General features: G+C 56.3%; 21 protein-coding genes. 11 read left to right on the top strand and 10 right to left on the bottom strand.

The window, feature by feature from the left end; all coding sequences use genetic code 11:
* Positions 1-7: 7 nt before the first annotated feature.
* The 3 genes from ACSC94_RS00300 to hemC all read right to left on the bottom strand — a co-directional run bounded on the left by ACSC94_RS00300 (position 8) and on the right by hemC (position 3275).
* Positions 8-1561 carry a COG4223 family protein gene (locus ACSC94_RS00300; RefSeq protein WP_435641086.1) on the bottom strand — a complete coding sequence of 518 codons (1554 nt, stop codon included), beginning with the start codon at positions 1559-1561 and terminating at the stop codon, positions 8-10.
* A gap of 62 nt (positions 1562-1623) precedes the next feature.
* A complete protein-coding gene (locus ACSC94_RS00295; RefSeq protein WP_435641085.1) occupies positions 1624-2343 on the bottom strand; it encodes a uroporphyrinogen-III synthase in 720 nt (239 codons plus the stop codon).
* The gene (gene hemC / locus ACSC94_RS00290; RefSeq protein WP_435641084.1) at positions 2340-3275 is read right to left on the bottom strand and encodes a hydroxymethylbilane synthase; all 936 of its coding nucleotides are present in this window, start codon (positions 3273-3275) and stop codon (positions 2340-2342) included. The genes ACSC94_RS00295 and hemC overlap by 4 nt, the downstream gene beginning before the upstream one ends.
* 58 nt (positions 3276-3333) lie before the next feature.
* On the opposite strand from hemC, the gene tsaD reads away from it, so the two are divergent.
* The 7 genes from tsaD to ACSC94_RS00255 all read left to right on the top strand — a co-directional run bounded on the left by tsaD (position 3334) and on the right by ACSC94_RS00255 (position 8432).
* Entirely contained in the window at positions 3334-4416 is a 1083-nt protein-coding gene (gene tsaD / locus ACSC94_RS00285) for a tRNA (adenosine(37)-N6)-threonylcarbamoyltransferase complex transferase subunit TsaD (RefSeq protein WP_435641083.1), read from the top strand.
* Between the two features lie 17 nt (positions 4417-4433).
* Entirely contained in the window at positions 4434-5423 is a 990-nt protein-coding gene (locus ACSC94_RS00280) for an NAD(P)H-dependent glycerol-3-phosphate dehydrogenase (protein ID WP_435641082.1), read from the top strand.
* Positions 5424-5515: 92 nt separating this feature from the next.
* Positions 5516-5998, top strand: coding sequence for a hypothetical protein (locus ACSC94_RS00275; protein ID WP_435641081.1), 483 nt, complete (start codon positions 5516-5518; stop codon positions 5996-5998).
* Between the two features lie 22 nt (positions 5999-6020).
* Positions 6021-6578, top strand: coding sequence for a hypothetical protein (locus tag ACSC94_RS00270; RefSeq protein WP_435641080.1), 558 nt, complete (start codon positions 6021-6023; stop codon positions 6576-6578).
* Between the two features lie 24 nt (positions 6579-6602).
* Positions 6603-7013 carry a hypothetical protein gene (locus ACSC94_RS00265; protein WP_435641079.1) on the top strand — a complete coding sequence of 137 codons (411 nt, stop codon included), beginning with the start codon at positions 6603-6605 and terminating at the stop codon, positions 7011-7013.
* A 97-nt stretch (positions 7014-7110) separates the two neighbouring features.
* Positions 7111-7521, top strand: coding sequence for an EVE domain-containing protein (locus tag ACSC94_RS00260; RefSeq protein WP_435641078.1), 411 nt, complete (start codon positions 7111-7113; stop codon positions 7519-7521).
* Between the two features lie 26 nt (positions 7522-7547).
* A complete protein-coding gene (locus tag ACSC94_RS00255) occupies positions 7548-8432 on the top strand; it encodes a DMT family transporter (protein WP_435641077.1) in 885 nt (294 codons plus the stop codon).
* An 8-nt stretch (positions 8433-8440) separates the two neighbouring features.
* Here ACSC94_RS00255 and ACSC94_RS00250 read toward each other — a convergent pair whose 3' ends face one another.
* Positions 8441-9676, bottom strand: coding sequence for a hypothetical protein (locus ACSC94_RS00250; RefSeq protein WP_435641076.1), 1236 nt, complete (start codon positions 9674-9676; stop codon positions 8441-8443).
* Positions 9677-9916: 240 nt separating this feature from the next.
* On the opposite strand from ACSC94_RS00250, the gene acs reads away from it, so the two are divergent.
* Positions 9917-11854, top strand: coding sequence for an acetate--CoA ligase (gene acs / locus ACSC94_RS00245; protein ID WP_435641075.1), 1938 nt, complete (start codon positions 9917-9919; stop codon positions 11852-11854).
* Here acs and ACSC94_RS00240 read toward each other — a convergent pair.
* Positions 11829-12476: a hypothetical protein gene (locus ACSC94_RS00240; protein ID WP_435641074.1), complete on the bottom strand. Its 648-nt coding sequence runs from the start codon at positions 12474-12476 to the stop codon at positions 11829-11831. The two genes, acs and ACSC94_RS00240, sit on opposite strands and share 26 nt — an antisense overlap.
* 268 nt (positions 12477-12744) lie before the next feature.
* Here ACSC94_RS00240 and ACSC94_RS00235 point away from each other — a divergent pair, with 268 nt between their 5' ends.
* The gene (locus tag ACSC94_RS00235; RefSeq protein ID WP_435641073.1) at positions 12745-13017 is read left to right on the top strand and encodes a hypothetical protein; all 273 of its coding nucleotides are present in this window, start codon (positions 12745-12747) and stop codon (positions 13015-13017) included.
* Positions 13018-13040: 23 nt separating this feature from the next.
* On the opposite strand, the gene ACSC94_RS00230 is transcribed toward ACSC94_RS00235, so the two are convergent.
* The 5 genes from ACSC94_RS00230 to ACSC94_RS00210 all read right to left on the bottom strand — a co-directional run bounded on the left by ACSC94_RS00230 (position 13041) and on the right by ACSC94_RS00210 (position 17719).
* On the bottom strand, positions 13041-15020 hold the full coding sequence (locus tag ACSC94_RS00230) for an O-antigen ligase family protein (RefSeq protein WP_435641072.1): 1980 nt from the start codon (positions 15018-15020) through the stop codon (positions 13041-13043).
* A gap of 84 nt (positions 15021-15104) precedes the next feature.
* Positions 15105-15392, bottom strand: a complete 288-nt coding sequence (locus tag ACSC94_RS00225; protein ID WP_015466796.1) for a DUF2312 domain-containing protein — start codon at positions 15390-15392, stop codon at positions 15105-15107.
* Positions 15393-15481: 89 nt separating this feature from the next.
* Positions 15482-16300, bottom strand: coding sequence for an N-formylglutamate amidohydrolase (locus ACSC94_RS00220; protein ID WP_435641071.1), 819 nt, complete (start codon positions 16298-16300; stop codon positions 15482-15484).
* 7 nt (positions 16301-16307) lie between these two features.
* On the bottom strand, positions 16308-17090 hold the full coding sequence (locus ACSC94_RS00215) for a DotI/IcmL family type IV secretion protein (RefSeq protein WP_435641070.1): 783 nt from the start codon (positions 17088-17090) through the stop codon (positions 16308-16310).
* Positions 17087-17719 carry a COQ9 family protein gene (locus tag ACSC94_RS00210; RefSeq protein ID WP_435641069.1) on the bottom strand — a complete coding sequence of 211 codons (633 nt, stop codon included), beginning with the start codon at positions 17717-17719 and terminating at the stop codon, positions 17087-17089. Before ACSC94_RS00210 ends, ACSC94_RS00215 begins: the two co-directional genes overlap by 4 nt.
* A gap of 142 nt (positions 17720-17861) precedes the next feature.
* Between ACSC94_RS00210 and ACSC94_RS00205 the strand changes: the two genes are divergently transcribed.
* Together ACSC94_RS00205 and ACSC94_RS00200 are read left to right on the top strand one after the other, a co-directional pair.
* Positions 17862-19232 (top strand): ABC1 kinase family protein, encoded by a 1371-nt coding sequence (locus ACSC94_RS00205; protein ID WP_435641068.1) that lies wholly within the window; start codon positions 17862-17864, stop codon positions 19230-19232.
* A gap of 28 nt (positions 19233-19260) precedes the next feature.
* A complete protein-coding gene (locus ACSC94_RS00200) occupies positions 19261-19647 on the top strand; it encodes a VOC family protein (protein WP_435641067.1) in 387 nt (128 codons plus the stop codon).
* Positions 19648-19649 lie beyond the last annotated feature (2 nt).

Below are 19649 nucleotides of genomic sequence, written 5' to 3'. Positions count from 1 at the left end.
TCAACGATTATTGTTTCGGCATCATAATAGGCGCGGTCGACCCCGACGTTGGCGCACCGACAGCACCACCCGCGGCACCGCCAATCGCCCCACCAATGGACCGCGCGCGGCCAATATGGCCCATCACCCCTTCGGTCACAGTGCTTTGCAGATTGTCGAGCATCAAGGTCATTTGCGCCTGATCGATCAGCGGTTGCGCCGTTTGCGCTGCGGGACCTTGCAGGGCCTCAAGCTCGGCCAGCGCCCCTTCGACATCGCCGTTATCCAGCATCACCTGCGCCCGCGCGACCCGCGCCTGCGTATCCGTTCCGGTGACCAATTGGCCATCCTTCTGGATTTTCAGCACGTCATGCAGACGCGCCATGGCTTTGTCCTGCACCGATACATCTTCACCCTTCAGCGATGACACAACAATATCACCCGTCAGATTCCGCAATTCGTTGGACAGGCCATCGGGTGACAACACACCCTGCTGCGCCAGCGGCGCCAGACGGTCAATCGCGGCGGCCAGTTCCGGATCATCTTCGCCCACCATGTTTTTCAACAAGACGAGATCATCATAAAACGGTTGTTCCCGCGCGGCGGATTCACGCACCTGTGTCAGGGCTAGCAACAACGCCGCCGCTTTCAAATCGGCGGGCGATACACCCTGTAACGTCTGGGCCAGTGCGGAATCACCTTCCTGCACTTCTTTCAGTGTTGAATCCATTTCGCCCATGCGGCCCTGCATGCCCTCGACCAATGTCTTGAGGTCGGTCAGGGAATTTTGCAATTGCGCCTGTCCTTCCAGCGTCGTCTGCATATCCCCCAGACGCGACAGCATGTCGGAGAGTTCCGGCGAAGCCCCGGCAATACCCTGCACCTGTTGTTCCAACGCATAGATACGGTTCATCAGGCCCGCGACATCGGCGGCCTTGATCTGGTCGACGATGCCTTCGGCCTGATCCTTTAAATCCGCGACACGGGTTTGCAGGCCGGCGGCTTCGGATTTTAAATCATTGATCCGGTCACCCAGATCCTTGGCAATTTTTGCGGCCTTGTCCGGGTCGGTGTATTGCACCGCTTCGACATCACGCTCCAGCGTGGCGACGCGGTTGCTGGTTTGATCCAGTTTCTGTTTCCCAACGGCGATCAACATGCCGCTGATCAATACAAACACCATCACCAGCGAGGCAGAGCCCAGCATCGCGCTGCGCACGGCCTGACGCTTGAATTTATCCAAATCCTGATCCGCGCCCAGATTGATGGTGGGTTGTTCGTGCATGACCGGGCGAACGGGCTGTTGCTGTTGCGCTTGCGGCTGCGGCTGCGGCGCGGGTGTCACCATCGACACGGCATCCAGAATGCCGGACAAATTCACATTATGCGCGGCGGCGGCGCTGACCACATCGGCGCGGCGGTTGCCGGGAATGACGTTGCGTTTTTTCCATCCCTGTACCGTGGTTACGGGCACGTTCATTTTGGTGGCCATGGGGCGAATGCCGCCAAACCGTTCAATGACGGTTTCGGCATTGGTAATGGCATTGTCATCCGGGGGGATTGGCGCAGAAGAATTTTGCATGGTCTTGATCGGCCCTTTGCGGCCCATTGATGAAATACGGGCGGTGAAGAGTTACGTAAAGTTTAAGGACGCAGATGATCCAAAAGGTCCAGCATGGCGGCCCGGTCGGGGCGTTGTGCAGTATAGAGTCCGCGCCATGGCAGGTCCGATACAGACTCTACCACTGAATCCGACAGACACAAGGCCCCGATGCCCGCACACGCCCGGTCCAAACCCATCTTTTTCATAGTATTCACAAAGGCTTGCCCCGTCCGCGCCGAAAAAAACAAAACACCCGTGACACAGCCCAGCCGAATCATCACCCGCACCACCCATGGCAGACGCGTGACCATGTCAGCGCGATAGACCACCAACGGCTCAACCCGCACGCCGGGCACGGTCATTGGACGGACCACATCGACCCCACAGACATGCAGAACGGTCCGGCCCGGGTTCAAATTTGCACCCGTTAAAACGGCTTCCAGATCGTTGATATCGCCGCTGGCACTGACCACCGCGGTAAAGCCCGCAGCCCGCGCCTCCTCCGCCGTGCGATCGCCCACGCAATAGACCGCAACATCGCGCGGAATGTCCGGACAATGGCGCACGCCATTCATGCTGGTGAAGACAATGGCTTGAATATGATCAAAGGACGGAACAGGCGGATCGAGGGGAACGATATTCAGCATCGGGGCGAGCATGGGAATAAACCCAGCGCCGCGCACATCGTCACACAAGTCCCCGGCATCGTCCGCCGGGCGCGTGACCAGAACAATCGGCCGACAAAAGCCGGAAAAGATCATTGCAAAATCCCGTCAGGCAAACGCGATTTCAACCGCGCGCCGACCACCTGACCAATCAGGGCCGCATCATGATCCGCATGCACAGGACCGGATTGTTCATCCGTAAACACCTGCACCCCGTCACCGGACGCGACCAGAACACGCAAATGCAATTGGTCGCCGTTCAATGTCGCATGCGCGCCTATCGGCGTGTGGCATGATCCATCCAGAACCTGCAACGCCGCGCGTTCCGCGGCCAGAACCAGCCCCGTTTCTGGGGCGTGAATAGCATCCAGCAACGCCATTGTTTGCGTATCACCCACACGGGTTTCAATGCCAACAATCCCTTGGCCTGCGGCGGGCAACATGGTGTCGGCGTCGATGGTGCAGGACGCTTCATGCGCCAGCCCCAAACGGTTCAACCCGGCCAACGCCAGAATGGTTGCATCCACCTGTTTGCTGCGCAATTTTTCAATCCGCGTCGGCACGTTGCCGCGCAAGGGAACAATTTTTAAATCCGGACGCATCGCCAGCAGCATCGCCTGACGGCGCAGACTGGCCGTACCGACCACGGCCCCTTGGGGCAAATCCGCAATTGATTGAATGCCATCATTGGCCAGTAATGCATCACGCGGGTCGGCGCGATCCAGAACATGCACAACCTGCAACCCTTCGGGCAGGAAGGACGCCATGTCCTTCATCGAATGCACGCCGCAATCCACGGCACCGGCCAGAATGGCCTGTTCAATCTCACGCGCGAACAGGCCCTTGCCGCCTTCGGCTTCGGACAGGCGGGTTTCGCCCTGTTCCGGCTTCCAGTCGGCAGAGGATTGAATCACGACAATTTCAACGTCCAGACCCGGGTGGGCAGCCTTCAAGCCATCGGCGACCATGGTGGTCTGAACCAATGCCAGCTTCGATCCCCTTGTTCCAATACGCAGTTTTTGGGCCATAGTGCGGGTACTTTTTTACTTTGCTTATTAAAGACGGGGCCCTTATAGCATTCCGGTTATGGTCGTTCTAGGCATAGAAACAAGTTGTGATGAAACTGCTGCCGCCCTTGTGGACGGCAACGGCACGATTCTGTCAAATATGGTTCTGAGCCAACTGGATGACCACCGCATTTTTGGCGGCGTTGTGCCGGAAATTGCCGCCCGCGCCCATATGGACCACCTCGACCGCCTGATCAAGGGCGCGATGGACGAGGCGGGATTATCCTTCGCCGACCTGTCCGGCGTGGCCGCCACCTGTGGCCCCGGCCTGATCGGTGGGGTCATGGTGGGGATGATGGCGGGCAAGGCCATTGCCGCCGCCGCTGGCAAACCCTTTATCGCCGTCAACCATCTGGAAGCCCATGCCCTGACCCCGCGTTTGACCGATCAAGCGTTGCAATTCCCCTACCTCCTTCTGCTCGTCTCCGGCGGGCATACGCAAATTCTGGTGGTTGAAGATGTTGGTGTGTATCACCGCTGGGGCACCACGCTGGATGATGCGTTGGGCGAATGTTTTGATAAGGCCGCGAAATTGATGGGCCTGCCCTATCCCGGCGGGCCCAATCTGGAACGCGCGGCGAACCAGTGCGCCGACGTGGCTGCTGCGCTGACCCGCTTTCCCTTGCCACGCCCGATGATGCACCGACCCGATTGTGATTTTTCATTCTCTGGACTGAAAACCGCCGTGCGCCATCATGTCGATGCCCTGCCGCCCGGTGCGTTGCAGATGGATGACGTCGCAGCCATTGCCGCATCGTTCCAGTCCTCCGTGCGCGATGTCGTCGCGGATCGGTGCAAACGGGCCATGGACCAATTCAAAAAAACTTACCCCGCCCATGCCACGCCCACCATTGTCGTGGCCGGTGGTGTGGCCGCCAACATGGCCGTGCGGGGGGCGCTGGAAGATCTGGCCGCCGCCCGGGGCTTTACTTTTGTCGCGCCGCCATTGAAACTCTGTTCCGATAACGGGGCGATGATTGCCTGGGCGGGCATTGAACGCCTCCGCCGGGGCGATACATCACCGTTGAATTTCGCGGCGCGTCCGCGCTGGCCCTTGGACCCAGATGCGGAACCCAAAACTGGCGCCGGTATTAAGGCATAACGAAGGATAGACAGAACATGAAAACCATCGGAGTCATCGGCGGCGGCGCGTGGGGTACGGCACTGGCCCAATGTATGGCCGAAAGTGGCCGCGCGCTCACCATCTGGGCGATGGAAGATGAAGTCGTGTCCGCCATCAACACCACACATGAAAACACGCCCTTCCTGCCCGGCGTGAAATTGAACCCATCCATTCGTGCGACGAATGATATTCACGCCACGCTGGCCTCGGACATTATTTTGATGGTGACGCCCGCGCAATATCTGCGCGCCAGTTTGCGCCCGATCAAGGATGCGATTGCCAACAAACCCATCGTCATTTGCGCCAAGGGCATTGAAATTTCCACGGGCAAATTGATGACCGATGCGTTGATGGAAGAAGCACCAAACGCCATTCCCGCCATTCTGACCGGCCCGACATTCGCCGCCGAAATTGGCCGCGGATTGCCCAGCGCCGTAACGATTGCCGCACGGGATTCCAAAACCGCCGAAGGATTATGTGATGCGTTGGCGTGCCGCACATTGCGCCCGTACGCCAGCGACGACCTGGTCGGCGCGCAGGTGGGCGGATCGGTGAAAAACGTGATTGCGATTGCCAGCGGTATGATCCACGGCCTTGGCCTGGGTGATTCCGCGCGCGCGGCTTTGGTCACACGCGGCCTTGCCGAAATTGCGCGTCTGGCCGTGGCCATGGGTGGCAAGCGCGAAACATTGATGGGCATGTGCGGCATGGGTGATCTGATGCTGACCTGCTCCTCCATGCAATCACGCAACTTCTCCCTCGGCGCCGCGTTGGGCGAAGGCAAAACGATGGAAGAGATTCTCGGCGCACGGAATTCCGTGACCGAAGGGGTCTATACCGCCCGCGCGCTGGCCACCATGGCCAAGGACAAGGGCGTTGAAATGCCGATTTCCGCCGCTGTTCATGCCTGTCTGGATGGCGGGCTGGCCGTGCGAGACGCCATGACGACGTTGCTGGAGCGCCCAATCAAGGCCGAAGGGAAGTAAGCTACTGAAAAGTCGCGGTAATTAAATTTCTTGACATAACCATCGCCGTTTTCATAGTGTGCCCCATCGTAACCTCTCTGCTGGAGCCCACGATGGCCAACACAGACGACGCTAAGATCGAAATCAATGTTCCCTACGACGTTCGGGGGCTGATCGTTACGCCCCTCGGCAGTTCCCGCGCCAGCGACAATTACGACCACGTCCGCCGCTTCATGGCCAAAGTTTTCTTCCTGCCCAACACACCAGAAAACAAAAAATTCCGCGGCAATTTGCGCGAAGATACGGTGTTATACATCCACAGCTATATGAGCGATGAGGATGTTGCGCGGATCAACGAATGCAAACAAACCATCACATTTGAAAAACTGAGCGTGACATTCAACGCGCTTGGTTACCCGAATGCGGTCGATGTTCGCACCGCGTGCCAGACACCGGGAACAAAGTCACATATCTTCCACGTCGAAGCCACACGTCAGGCTTTGATGGGGCGCGAAGTCGCAAGCCCGTGCGACACGTGCACATGTGAAAAGGGCACGCCGAAACCACCAAAGACGGATTACAGCTACGAACTTTAAACCCGAAGAAGGAGCGCACATCATGGAAGGCATGGCAGAACACTACAAAGCCATACAACAGCAACAAGCCGCAGACCAACTCGCCCGTCAGCAGGCTTTGATTAACGCCCACGGAATTATTCTTCGCCCGATCGATCCACCAAGCAATATTATCGAACGCGATCCGCACGGGAATGTCCGCCTGATCCGCCACGATTTCACCGCCAGCGTCTTCTACATCCCCGACACGCCGCAAAATGCCGAAATCAAAAAAGTTCTGAATGAAAACGACCGCGTATCGGTCTCCTCCCTTCTCCCCCGCGACATCGTTGAACAGGCCATGCAACACCCCGGCACGATCACGTTCGATCAGTTGCAGTTTGAAATGCCCACAGTTCAATCCATCCGTGTTTCCCATCATTCCCAAAGCCTGCCGCGTGGATTTGACGCCCGCAAAGCCTGTGAAATTGATGGAACCGCGGCGTTTAACGCCCACGCCAGCAAAGTGATGTTTGGCAAAGGCGCATCCCCTTGCAATGATTGCGCATGCAATCGTGGCCCGGGACATAAACCGGCGATCCACCGCCAGATTAACCCGTAAGACAAAAAAAGGACCGATACAGCCATGTGCAACCCAACAAACCTGACCGTTGATTTGACCAGCATCATTGTCCAGCCGATGCAATCCCCGTTGCCGGGAAATTATTACGGGGCCCACCGGATTGGCGACAAGGAACGCACCTTTCTGGCGCACATCTTCTACCTGCCGGCATCGGCGAAAAACGACAACTACCGGGTCGAATTGCCGGACGGCGCCATCGTCAACGTCCACAGCTTTATGCCGCCGGACGCGGTTGATGCCGTCATGCAATCCAATACGGCCAAAACCATCACGCTGGATGAGGTGAAAGTGACCTTCCTCAATAACGGATTGCCACAAATCCACGACATGCGCGAACCCGCCGATATTCCGGGAACCGATGCCTATAAAAACCGGTTCCGGACCATGAATATCGCCCCGCCGACAATACCTTAAGGCCCCACGGCCCTTGCCAAGGGCCGGATCCGGTCCATATCATAGACGGGCGGTCCTTTGGGGCCGTCCGTTTTGATTTTAAAAGGAAATTTCTCGAATGGCTTACTGGCTGGTCAAAAGTGAACCCTTCGTCTGGTCCTGGGACCAGCAGGTGAAAAAAGGTGTCGAGGGCTGGAACGGCGTGCGCAATTATCAGGCCGCCAATAACCTCCGCGCCATGAAGAAGGGGGATGAAGCCTTTTTCTACCATTCCAATGAGGGCAAGGAGATTGTCGGCATCGTCACAATCGCCCGCGAATCCTACCCTGACCCGACCGATGAAAAAGGCAAATTCGTCATGGTCGATGTGAAAGCCGACCGCGCCATGCCCAAGCCCGTAACACTGGCCGCCATTAAAGACACCAAGGCGTTACAGGATATGGCGTTGGTCAAACAATCCCGTCTGTCCGTATCGCCCGTCACGGCCGCCGAATGGAAAATTATCTGCAAAATGGGCGGCCTGAAATAACATCTTAAATAAAGGTTCTGCGTATTATGTCGTTGCGTGATGTTCTTCTCAGCCTGTTGGTCATCGTCATTTGGGGCGGGAACATAGTTGCCATTAAAATCGGCGTCAACCAAGCCGAACCGCTGACCTTCATCACGTTGCGCTTTGCCCTAACCACACTGGTCTTCCTGCCCTTTATCAAATGGCCCGGGTGGGATGTGGCGAAAAAGATCGCGGAAATTTCTTTCTATATGTGCGTCCTGCACCAAGGCTTCCTGTTCGTTGCCATGAAGATGATGGACGCATCGACCATGGCCATCCTGTTGCAATCGCAAATCCTGTTTGCGACGTTGCTGGGATGGTGGTTGCTGGCGGAAAAAATCGGCTGGCGCACATGGGGCGGCATTGCGCTTGGCTTTGCGGGCCTGCTGGTCACGCTCAAGGGGCCGGATGTCGCCGGGCACCCGCTGGGCTTTGCCATCACCATGGCCTGCACCATCGCGCTGGCGTTCAGCTATATCCGTATGCGCCAGTTGAAAAGCGTCCACCCCGCCACCTTTATCGCCCTGACCAACGGCTTTGCCGTGCCGTTCGTCCTGATCGCCTCGCTGATCATGGCCCCGGCCGGATGGGCGCAGGTCGCCGAAACCGACTGGTCTCAACTGGGCGGCGCGATTGGGTATCAAGTCGTGCTGGTCAGCCTGTCGCACATCCTCTGGCAAGCCCTGCTCTCCCGCAACGAGGTGGCCAAGGTCACGTGCTTTATCCTGTTGATGCCGGTGGTGGCGATTATCCTGTCCGCCATGATGCTGGGTGAACATATCGATCAATCGCTGGTGATTGGCGGAGCCCTGACCCTGTCCGGCGTCGGCATCATCGCCCTGCGCAAGGCGCAGAAGGCTCAGCCGATTGAGGCGGATCCGGTTTTATAGGGAAAGCTCTAACCCGGCCCCGCGCCAACATAAGGCGGAATGGCCTTCATATTCTGAGCATTGTTATCAGCCGTCAACGCCAGTCGCTGACCCTCATCACCCAACGCAAAATTCACATCTTCCGGGATCGAATTTAAATCAATCGCTACACTGCGCGCCATGTTTTCAAGAATGGCGACAATGGATTGCATCTTCTCACATTCAAGCGCGCGATCGAATGTTTGATTTTTGACGGATTTCACGAACAAATCGGCGGTTACATCAAACGGTGAAATGTTTATTTTACGATCCATTCCTAAAAAATGACGCTCCACCACGTCTTCATGTTTCTTTTTAACCTTACGCAGCGAATCCTTTTCCTGCATAAAATCTGCGTACAAAATTCGGTCACACAGCAGCTCGGCCGCAGACATCATTGCAAAAACATAGCTTCCAATTTTCACAGGTGCCTGGGAACGAAACTCGCATGCCGTATTCGCCATCTTTTCCGTATAACCGGATGTAGCTACATAGCAATAACGCTCCTCAAACAGTGATTGATAGTCCGGCCACGATGATCCGTTTTCAAAAAATCGCCCCTTCATGTCATTTTTTCTCAAGTCAGAAACCGTACTTGAAATTCGGGAAGCGACGTTGAACAAGTACGCCTTCACTTCATCCGTCATTGTAAAAATGTCTTTTTCATCGGACAGACACATCGCCACCGATTGCGGCGGCATGGCAACGGCCAGTCCCGCCCCATCTTTTTTACGTTGCACCGTGCTGGCCGCGATTGCGAAGGCCGAGAGAGGGAATTTTCCATCCCCGACAATGTGACCATTTTGCGGGATGACCAGAGAGCCACTGGCATCGTGAGGAATACCCTCAACCGCCGCGACGTCCAGAAACAGAGGTGTGCCCACGGCATGGCCAGAATCATCTTTGTCACGCAGATAGCCCAGCGCATCTTGCCCGCGTTCATATTCGTGCAGGCGATAGAGCATTTCACCGAAGCTGATATGGCTGTAACGATCTTGCTGGATTTGTTGCACGACAGGATCGCCGTTTTCGGATGACAACACCATCCGCTTCAGCGCCCAATCCTGCCCGTTATTCAGGCTGTAGCCTTCCATCCATTCGCACTGACCCAATTCCTGCAAATGCGGATTGATAAAGGTCGCGGTGCGCGCACGGTCGCCGCCATGCACCGCACGGGCGAAGCGGTCGCGCAAACCTATCAGCAATGGATCTGTTTTCTCTGTCATGGCAGGGAAAATACACCCAAAAGCAAACATTATGCAAAATAATTATATCCACGGCCAACATACGTAAAAACCCGACGAATCCAACGATTTTTGCGCTGCACAAACACCGCCCCTCCCCCCGGCTTTAGGGCTGTGTTACAAATTTTGGCATAAAATTTAGAATCTAATGCTTTTTCAGCAAAATTCAGGGGCTATTTCGCCATGTCATCAACCGTCACGAAAAACCCAGCCGGAGTCGCAATGACCAAGGATTTTTTCCAGCCCAGCGCCGCCATCACATCCAAGGCGCATATCACCGCCGCCCAATATGACGCGTTGTATCAACGCTCCATCACCGACCCCAACGGGTTCTGGGGTGATATGGCGGAACGCATCACATGGTTTAAAAAACCAACCACAATCAAGAACACCAGTTTCAACACCCCCGTATCCATCAAATGGTACGAAGATGGCGTATTGAACGCGGCCTATAACTGCATTGACCGCCATTTGCCCGCCCGCGCGAACCAGACCGCGCTGATCTGGGAGGGGGATGACCCGAGCGAGAGCAAGCACATCACCTACACCCAGTTGAAGGATGAAGTGTCCAAACTGGCCAACGCGCTGAAAGCGCGCGGCGTGAAGAAAGGCGACCGCGTCACCATTTATATGCCGATGGTGCCGGAGGCGACATACGCCATGCTGGCCTGCGCCCGCATCGGGGCGGTTCATTCGGTTGTGTTTGGCGGATTTTCGCCAGATTCGCTGCGCGATCGTATTCTGGATTGCGATTCCAATATCGTGATTACAGCGGATGAAGGCCTGCGCGGTGGCAAGAAAGTGCCGTTGAAGAAAAACACGGATGAAGCGCTGAAATCCTGCCCCGACGTATCCACCGTGATCGTTTTGAAACGCACGGGCGGCGATGTGGCGTGGAATTCCAAACGTGATTTCTGGTGGCATGATCTGGTCGATGCACAAAGCACCGATTGCGCGTGTGAGGAAATGAATGCGGAAGACCCGTTGTTCATTCTCTACACCTCTGGCTCCACCGGAAAACCGAAGGGCGTGTTGCACACCACCGGCGGGTATATGGTGTATACCAGCCTGACCCATGAATGGGTGTTTGATTATCAGCCGGGTGAAATTTACTGGTGCACGGCCGATGTGGGTTGGGTCACGGGGCATTCTTATATCGTTTATGGCCCGCTGGCCAACGGCGCCACATCGCTGATGTTTGAAGGCGTGCCGAATTATCCGGACTTCTCCCGCTTCTGGCAGGTGATTGACAAGCACAAGGTCAATATTTTCTACACCGCCCCCACCGCAATCCGATCCCTGCTGCGCGAAGGGGATGAATGGGTCAAGAAAACCAGCCGTTCCACCTTGCGCATTTTGGGCAGCGTGGGTGAACCGATCAACCATGAAGCATGGATGTGGTACAACAGCGTGGTTGGCGAAGGGCGTTGCCCCATCGTCGACACATGGTGGCAAACCGAAACCGGTGGCCACATGATTACGCCGCTGCCCGGCGCCATTGCGACCAAGCCGGGTTCGGCCACAAAACCGTTCTTTGGCGTGGCCCCGGAAATTGTCGATGGCGAAGGTCATATTATGAATGGCCCGTGCGAAGGCAATCTGTGCATTGCCGATGCGTGGCCGGGCATGATGCGCACCGTGTTCCGCGATCATGCGCGGTTCGAACAAACCTATTTCAGCACGTTCAAGGGCAAATATTTCACCGGTGACGGATGCCGCCGTGACGAAGATGGCTATTACTGGATCACGGGCCGCGTCGATGACGTCATCAACGTATCCGGCCACCGGTTCGGCACGGCGGAAATTGAATCCGCCATCAACGAACATGAATGCGTGGCGGAATCCGCCGTGGTCGGTTTTCCGCACGATCTGAAGGGTCAGGGCATTTATGCCTATGTCATCCTGAACACCGGGCGCGAACCGAGTGAGGAGATGAAAAAGGAAATTGTGCAGGTGGTCCGCAAGATCATCGGCCCGATTGCCTCACCGGATGTGATCCAATGGGTCAGCGGCCTGCCCAAAACACGGTCAGGAAAAATCATGCGCCGCATTTTGCGCAAAGTCGCCGCCGGTGAAATTGACAGTTTGGGGGATATATCCACGCTGGCCGACCCGGCCGTGGTGGATGAGCTGCTTAAGAACCGGCAAACGCCGACATAGACCCGCCGGGTTGCGGCCCGAAGGATGCTTCAGCGAATGCGGCGGCAAAGGTTCTTTGGCGCCGCATTTGTTTTTGGGCCGCATCAATTGAGTTGTTCAGGCCCGCAGACATCCCATTCATCATCATCATCGCCATAAAGGCCATGAATGGATCATGCGTGTTCTGTTCCGCTTCCATCTGTCTGCGCATGCGCAGGTGGAACGCGTTCAGGCGGTCCCAGAATTTTTGCTTGGTTTCGGCCAATTCGGCTTCGCGTTCATCATCCAGACGCAGCAGCATGGCTTTCACCGCGGCCTGAACGGCGTCGTCTTCGCGGGCTTCCAGCATACGGGTCAGATAGGCGCTTTTCGCGCTGTCCATCATATCGGCGGCGATTTGCGCCATCGGGTCTTTCGCCCCGCGCTGTTGTTCCAGCCGCTTGAAATGAATTTCGGCGTCCAGCGCCTGTTTGTGCAGATGGGCCAGCAGGCTGTCGACGGCACGCAAGGCGCGCTCTTCATTGTGACTGGCTTCGTCCTGGCCGGATTCTTCCTGACGAATTTCCGCATCGCGTGCATCCAGATACGCGTCGAGACGTTGTGACATCTGGATCATCGTATGGTTGAGCGAAACGGGTTTCATCAAATCCTCTTTTTTTATGGTCTTCCTGTTCGCTGTCACGATATAGGGAAAATATAAATAATCGGTAAATTCCACCCCACCCCCAAGGCCGCAGAAATCCGGCACTTTCCCATAATTCTGATTTTTCCTTGCGCCAGAGCCGTTTTTTGGGTAAGGTTTAAAAAAATGTTAATAAATTAACAGTAGCGTTAAAGAACAGGATGTAGACATGTCGGATTTGAAAAGAAGTTTCAACGAAAACTCTACTGGCTCCCATATCGGAGACCGCATGCTTGAGCGCGCCGACTCCGGCAAATCCCGTTACAGCTCCGATCAAATGTTCCTGCTGGTCGCCAGCGCGCTGATGCGCTCCCGCTTTATGTCCGACGATGATCGCGAAGCGATGAAAGAATTGGCCGCCTTTGGCGACGCGTATAATGACGCCCCGAAGGCCGTTCGCATGTTAAACACACTGGCACGATTGGCCGAAGTTGAAGTGCGCTTCCGCGATGAATCGGCGGCAAAGCGCGCCAATGTGCCACAGCACCTGACCATCAACTAACATACGAAATCACGCATACAAAATTACGGGGCCAGTCGGTCCCGTAATTTTTTCAGCCATTGATCCACGCCCGTCCGGCCACGCACCTGAACATTGCGCTGCTCTGTACGCTCTTTGATCTTCTGCGCATAGAACGCGGCACGTTCTGTATTCCCCACCTGCTGATAGCGTTGTGCCAGCATGTTCAGATATTGCGGAGATGCATAAAGTTCTGCTACGCGCCAACGCATAACGTCCTCCAACACGGCAACGGCCATATCCATGCGCCCGGATGACGCATAGACCTGGGACAAACCCACCCGCACTTCGAAATTCAAGGGATCGAGGGCCAACGCATCGCGCAAAATTTGCTCGGCCTTGGCCACGCCGTCCGGCTCCAACGTGTCGGCGGCGGCGAAGGACAACAACGCCTTTTCATTCCGGTAATAGGCATTATAGGGATTGAGGGCAATGGCGCGGTCATACCCGGCGATGGCCCGGTCATAGATTGCGCGCGGGTCTTGCCCGCCCAGAATATTTTTATTCAACCGCATTCGCGCCGCCACGGCATCGATATAATGGGCGCGGGAATATGAATCCGGCGCCACCATCCGGGCCGTCTTCAACAATCGATCCGCGCTGTCAAAATCACCGCGCCCAATCGCCGCATGGCCGCGGTCGGTGTAATAAATGCCCGCCCCGGCCCGCGCGCACCACACGGCGCTCAACACAAACGCCGCCATCACCCCGGCAAACACCAACCGCCGCACAACGGGGTTTTGAAACGACACGGATAAACAATTCCGCCCCAGACACTGTTCCGTCGCCACATACCACGCCGCCAGAATAACCCCGGCGGGGATCAGGAACACGGGCATATAAAGCTGAAAGCTCAGATGCGCATTCAGCACCAGAACCAGCAAAGACGCCGCCGGAGCCAGCACCGCCAGACGTTGGCCCATATTCTGCGTCGCCGATGCCGCCCAAATCGTGCGCACCGCAATCACACCCAGCAACAGATAGAAAAACACCAGCGCCGGAATACCCGTTTCGACGGCGAATTGCAGCGGGTCAAAATGCACGAAATACCCATCACTGGTATCGCCAAAGGGACGCATGGCCGCATAGGACAGATAAAACGACGCCAATCCACCGATCCCCGTCCATGGGTGTTGCGCCGCCATGGACAGGGCCGTGGTCCAGATCAGATAGCGTTCATCAATGCTGGCCTTGGAATCGCCCATAATGCCGCCAAACCGCGTTGCGATCGTCGTTGTATCATTCAAATACGCACATAACGCAAACCAGATGGCCCATGCCGCCACCAGCGTCAAAACAAATGGCCCGATACGCTGGCGTGTCAGTGGCGCGCACCAAAGGGCCATCACCACAATCACCGCCCCGGCGGCCAGAAACCCGCCCCGGCTTTCCGTCATGGCAATCGCCACCAGCGCCAGCGCCAGCATGATCCCACCCGCCACCATCACACGCCCCGATTCGCGCAACAGCATGGTCAAGGCAAAGGGCACACCCATCGCGATAAAGGCCCCCAGATCATTGGCATTCAGGAAAGGGTGGTGAATGCGCCCCCCCGCCAGATCGGGCAGCACCGCCGCCTGAAACATCGTCCAGACGGACAACACCGCCCCCAGCCCCGCGAACACACGCACCAGCGCGGGTAAAATTTCAGGATCACGGTCGTGATGCAGCGTGAGTGTGAAAAACAACGCCGGAACCAGCAACAGCATGGCGGTGAACGCCCCGCTGACAAACATCACATCGGCCCGGAACAAAGCCAGCCCGATCCAGCCAAAGAACAGCACCAGTGCCACGCTCAATGGTGCCCACGGCAAATCCCACCGGTCATTCCGGCGCGCGGACCAGAACGCCAAGGCCGCACACACCCACGCGCCACCCAGAACCGGCGCGAACAACGCCTGTTCAATCCCGCGGAAAAACAGCGCCAGCACGACGATGGCGCAGAACATGGCGGGAATGAAAAAACGGGACAGAATATGTGTCATGGAAAACCCGTTAAAAAAGAAAAAGCCGGGGAAGAACCCCGGCCCTTATTGTGTCGGTTTTTACGCCGAATGCAAAGAAAGCAATTATTCCATACCGAGGGCGGCTTTGTATGTTTCCAGCAGCATTTCTTCCTCGCGACGTTTATCCAGCGCCACTTTGCGCATACGGATAATTTTGCGGATGGTTTTGGTGTCAAAACCAACGGCTTTGGATTCTGCGTACACGTCCTTGATATCTTCGGCCAGCGCGGTTTTCTCTTCTTCCAGACGCTCCAGACGCTCGATAAAGGCCTTCAGGCGCTTGCCCGTTACGCCGTCCACTTCGCGCGTGCCATCATCGGACCCAACGCTTTTCAATTGTGCTTCTGCCATTTTCAAATCCCGTTACAAATACAAGGACCGGAGCCCGTTTGCATAAAACAGGTCGCCTGCGGTCACAGATGGTGGTTAACGCGCCGATCTTAACCCAAGGGGGTGTCGGGCGGAAGGCCGCGATTGGATTCATCCGCCATAATTTTACCCACCACACCGGCCAGAATTTCAGCCCATGATTGCTGGTCTTTATCGTTTTGGATCAGGTTGTTACGAATTTCGACCAGGGCGTGGGGCCATAAAAACGCCCCCTCTGGCCCGTCCCCATGCCCCCCGGCATGGCGGTCCAACGTGCCGAAACATTGTTTCCGGCTGTCATAGGGTTCGTTATCCCCCACATGCGGGTTCAAGGCGCGGAGATGGTTGATCATGGCCCGGGACATAGGCCAATCCTCCCGCCACAACACGGCGCATTCCCACGGGCGCGGCGTGCCGAAAAAGACAGGCGTATAGCTGTGCACCGCCAACAACATCGGGCGGCCCCCATGATCCAGAACGGCATTCATCACGTCCTGCACCGCCTGATCAAACGGTTTGTAAATTTCATTGATGCGCTGTGCCTTGTCGGCGGCGCTTATGCCCACATTGCCGGGGATGGGTTTACCCTCACCCGTCACCGGAAAGGTCGTTTCGTGATCGACCGTGCGGTTGATATCCACCACCAGCCGGGAATAGGTCGCGACAATCGCGGGCGCATCCAGCAAACGGGAGAGATGTTCCGTCACACCGCGCGCACCAATATCCACGGCGTAATGGCGGCCAAAATCATCATCATCCAGCCCCATGCGCCCCAGCGCAGCAGGCACCAGATTTCCAGCATGCTCGCAGATCAGGATGCAATCGCTGCGCCCATCGGGATTGAGAATTTCAAACGGGGGCGGATCGCCCGCCTGAAGCAATGAACGCATGGCCAGATCAGTTTTTACGCGTGTTGGCGTAGACTTCCCATGTTTCGATTAAAACACCGTTTTCCAGACCGCCCGTCGCTACGCGACCAATTTGCAAGCGAACCAGCAGACGGCGTGTTTCCTTGATCTGGGTCGAGCTTTTCATGAACTTCACGTCCTTGTCGAAAAAGCTGATCATCACCGGAATTTCAAACAGCCAGCGATACCGCCCATTCACCACCCCTTCGTTCAGAAGGAACGGCGCTTCCTGCACGAAACCATTCATTTGCAGATTGCCGGTTTCCATCGCCTGAACCAGATTGGCGCTTTGGACCCAGGCCTGAAACTGCGCCAGACCTTCCGGTGTGAAACCGGTGGCCAGATGTTTGACATGTTCCGGGTATGACGATGGGCTGAACGACATGGTTTCGGCCACGGCGCGGTCCAGCCACTTGGCCAGTTCATCCTGATTCCGGTGCGGAACATCCAGATTTTTTCCGACGGTTTTATCCAATTCGTTCACGCCAATGCCAAATTGCATCAGCGGCGTCGGCGCGACGGGCTGAAGGCTGGGGTCGGCAAAGGGGGCGCGCAAGGTTTCGCCGGGCACTGCACTGGTGTCGCGGTCTTGGAAATATTGCGGGAACATCGCCTTGAGCTTTGCGCCGATCGATTCAAAAAAACCGTCTTTTTCGGCAACAGGCTGCGCCCCCGGGGGCAGTGTGTTGCTGGCGTAACTGAATGGCGCACCGCCCAGCATCCCGGCAACCGCAACGGATAACACAATTATACGCATTGCTTTTTTACTCATGCCGAATGTTCCTTCCCGGATCTTTTATTATTGTCTTTTTTACCGGGCATGATGCGGCCCATCATTTTCCCCAGCGTCATAATGCGATCAATGCGGCGATCAATAAACTCTTCCAACGCCGCGCCATCATCACCGGACTGGTTCAACCACGCCATCGTTGATGATGTCAACACGCCGCACAACAACGCCCGTTTCGTATAGCGGTTATAATCGGTGGCGATATCACCCGCCCAGTCCCAGATGCAATCCGCCGTGCGCCAGACGCATTTGGCGGCCATCGTCTGCCGCCCCGGCACCGACCACCATGTCGATGCCATGCGCACCTGTTCCTTCCACGGGGCCAGCCCATCGAACCGGGCCAGCAAGGCCGCGCGGATGCGGTCGCGCACGCGCAGATCTTCGGGTGTAATATCGGCCAGCGCATCAATCATCGACGCATCGGCCCAATCGGAAAAATGGGCCACAATGTCGGCCACACCGCCCGGAAACACCGCGCGCACCAGCGCCGGGTCTTCGCCCGCATTTTTCAACGCCGTTTCAAAGGTGGACACCGCCCAGCCGTCAAACACCACATCGGGCAGGCCGGTGAGCAGGATATGGTCGCGATGGGTGTCAATCTGGCGAGTCATGGGAATGGCGGTCCGTTCATATATTTCAGAGAGTTAGAGTGGCGTGCCCCAGCCCGCTTTTCAAGACATAAATCCGTGAAATTATGGATATAGGCGGGAAATAAGGCTGGACTTTTTCGTCAGTCCCGCCACATTGCACCCCATGGCACAGGACCCGAAAAACAAATCGAAAAAATCCGGCAGCGGCGGCAAAATTGCCAGCCGCGCCGCCCGCTACGCCAAAGTCTCCGGCGCGATGGCCGGATTGGCCGCCAAGGTTGCGGGCGAGCGTTATCTGGGCCTGAAGATCGAACGGGAAAAACACGCCGAGGAACTCCTGCTGGCTCTGGGTGGGCTGAAGGGCCCGTTGATGAAGGTCGGGCAAATTCTGGCCACGATCCCGGAGGCCCTGCCCCCCGAATATGCCAACGCCCTGCGCCAGCTCCAATCCAACGCGCCCCCAATGGGCTGGCCGTTCGTGCGCCGCCGGATGAAAACGGAATTGGGTGCCGATTGGGAAAGCCAATTCAAATCATTCGAACATGATGCCGCAGCCGCGGCTTCGCTGGGGCAAGTCCACCGCGCCGTTTTGCATGATGGCACGCGCGTGGCCTGCAAACTGCAATACCCCGACATGCAATCGGTGATTCAGGCGGATTTGAACCAGCTCAAACTAATTTTCTCGCTGTATGAGAGATACGACAAGGCGATTTCAACCAAATACATCCATGACGAATTGTCCGCCCGGCTGTTCGAGGAAATGGACTATGCGCTGGAATCCCGTCACTGCAAGCTGTACGGCAACATGCTGGCAGATGAAAAGGCCGTGCATGTCCCGCGCGTGATTGACGATCTATCGACGGACCGCCTGCTGACCGCCACATGGATGGACGGTGAAAAGATTCTTGATTATGTCGACGCCCATGCCGATACGCGCAATCAAATCGCCCTGAACATGTTCCGGGCGTGGTATGTGCCGCTGTATTATTACGGTGTGATCCACGGCGACCCGCATCTGGGCAATTATACGGTGCGCGACGACCTGTCGATCAATTTGATGGATTTTGGCTGCGTCCGCGTCTTCCCGCCAAAATTTATTGGCGGCGTCATCGACCTGTATCACGCGTTGATGAACAACGACACGGCCCGCGCCGTGCATGCCTATGAAACATGGGGTTTCAACAATTTGTCCAAGGACCATATTGAAACGCTGAACATCTGGGCCAAATTCCTGTACGGCCCGGTGATGGAAGACCGCGTCCGCCCGATTGGCGAAGTAACCAACGGCATCTATGGCCGCGAAACAGCGACCGAGGTGCATGAACGCCTGCGCTCCCTCGGCGGTGTTACCGTTCCTCGTGAATTCGTCTTTATGGACCGCGCCGCGTTGGGCCTCGGCTCCGTCTTCTTGCATTTAAAAGCGGAAGTAAACTGGCACCGTCTGTTCAACGAGATGATTGCCGATTTCGATGTGACCGCCTTGGAAAAACGCCAGAAGGCCGCATTGAAAAAAGCCGGATTAAGCCACACTTGACAACGCGTCAATAGACCTGAGGTTTTTCATGAAGTTTGGTTACACCATCATTTACGTTCCCGATGTTCCAAAAACTCTTTCGTTCTATGAATCCGCTTTTGATTTGAAATTGCGCTTTCTGCATGAAAGCAATCAGTATGGCGAGCTGGAAACCGGCACAACAACATTGGCCTTCGCATCAGAAGAGATGCACGCAATCAATGGAATTGAAGCAAGCCTCAACCGCCCTTCAGATAAAGCAGCGGGTATTGAGATTGCTCTGGTTACAGACAACGTGATCGCGGCACACGCGCATGCTGTGGCCTCTGGCGCTATTGAAATTGCAAAACCAGCTCAGAAACCATGGGGGCAAACAGTTTCGTATGTTCGTGATCTGAACGGCGTTCTAGTGGAAATTTGCAGCCCTGTGGGCTAAAA

Origin of the sequence: Micavibrio aeruginosavorus (genome assembly GCF_051245535.1) — a bacterium.
GTDB classification, from domain to species: Bacteria; Pseudomonadota; Alphaproteobacteria; order Micavibrionales; family Micavibrionaceae; genus Micavibrio; species Micavibrio aeruginosavorus_D.
Note: the sequence above shows the minus strand (reverse complement) of the source record. Positions and strands in the feature narration are given on the sequence as shown.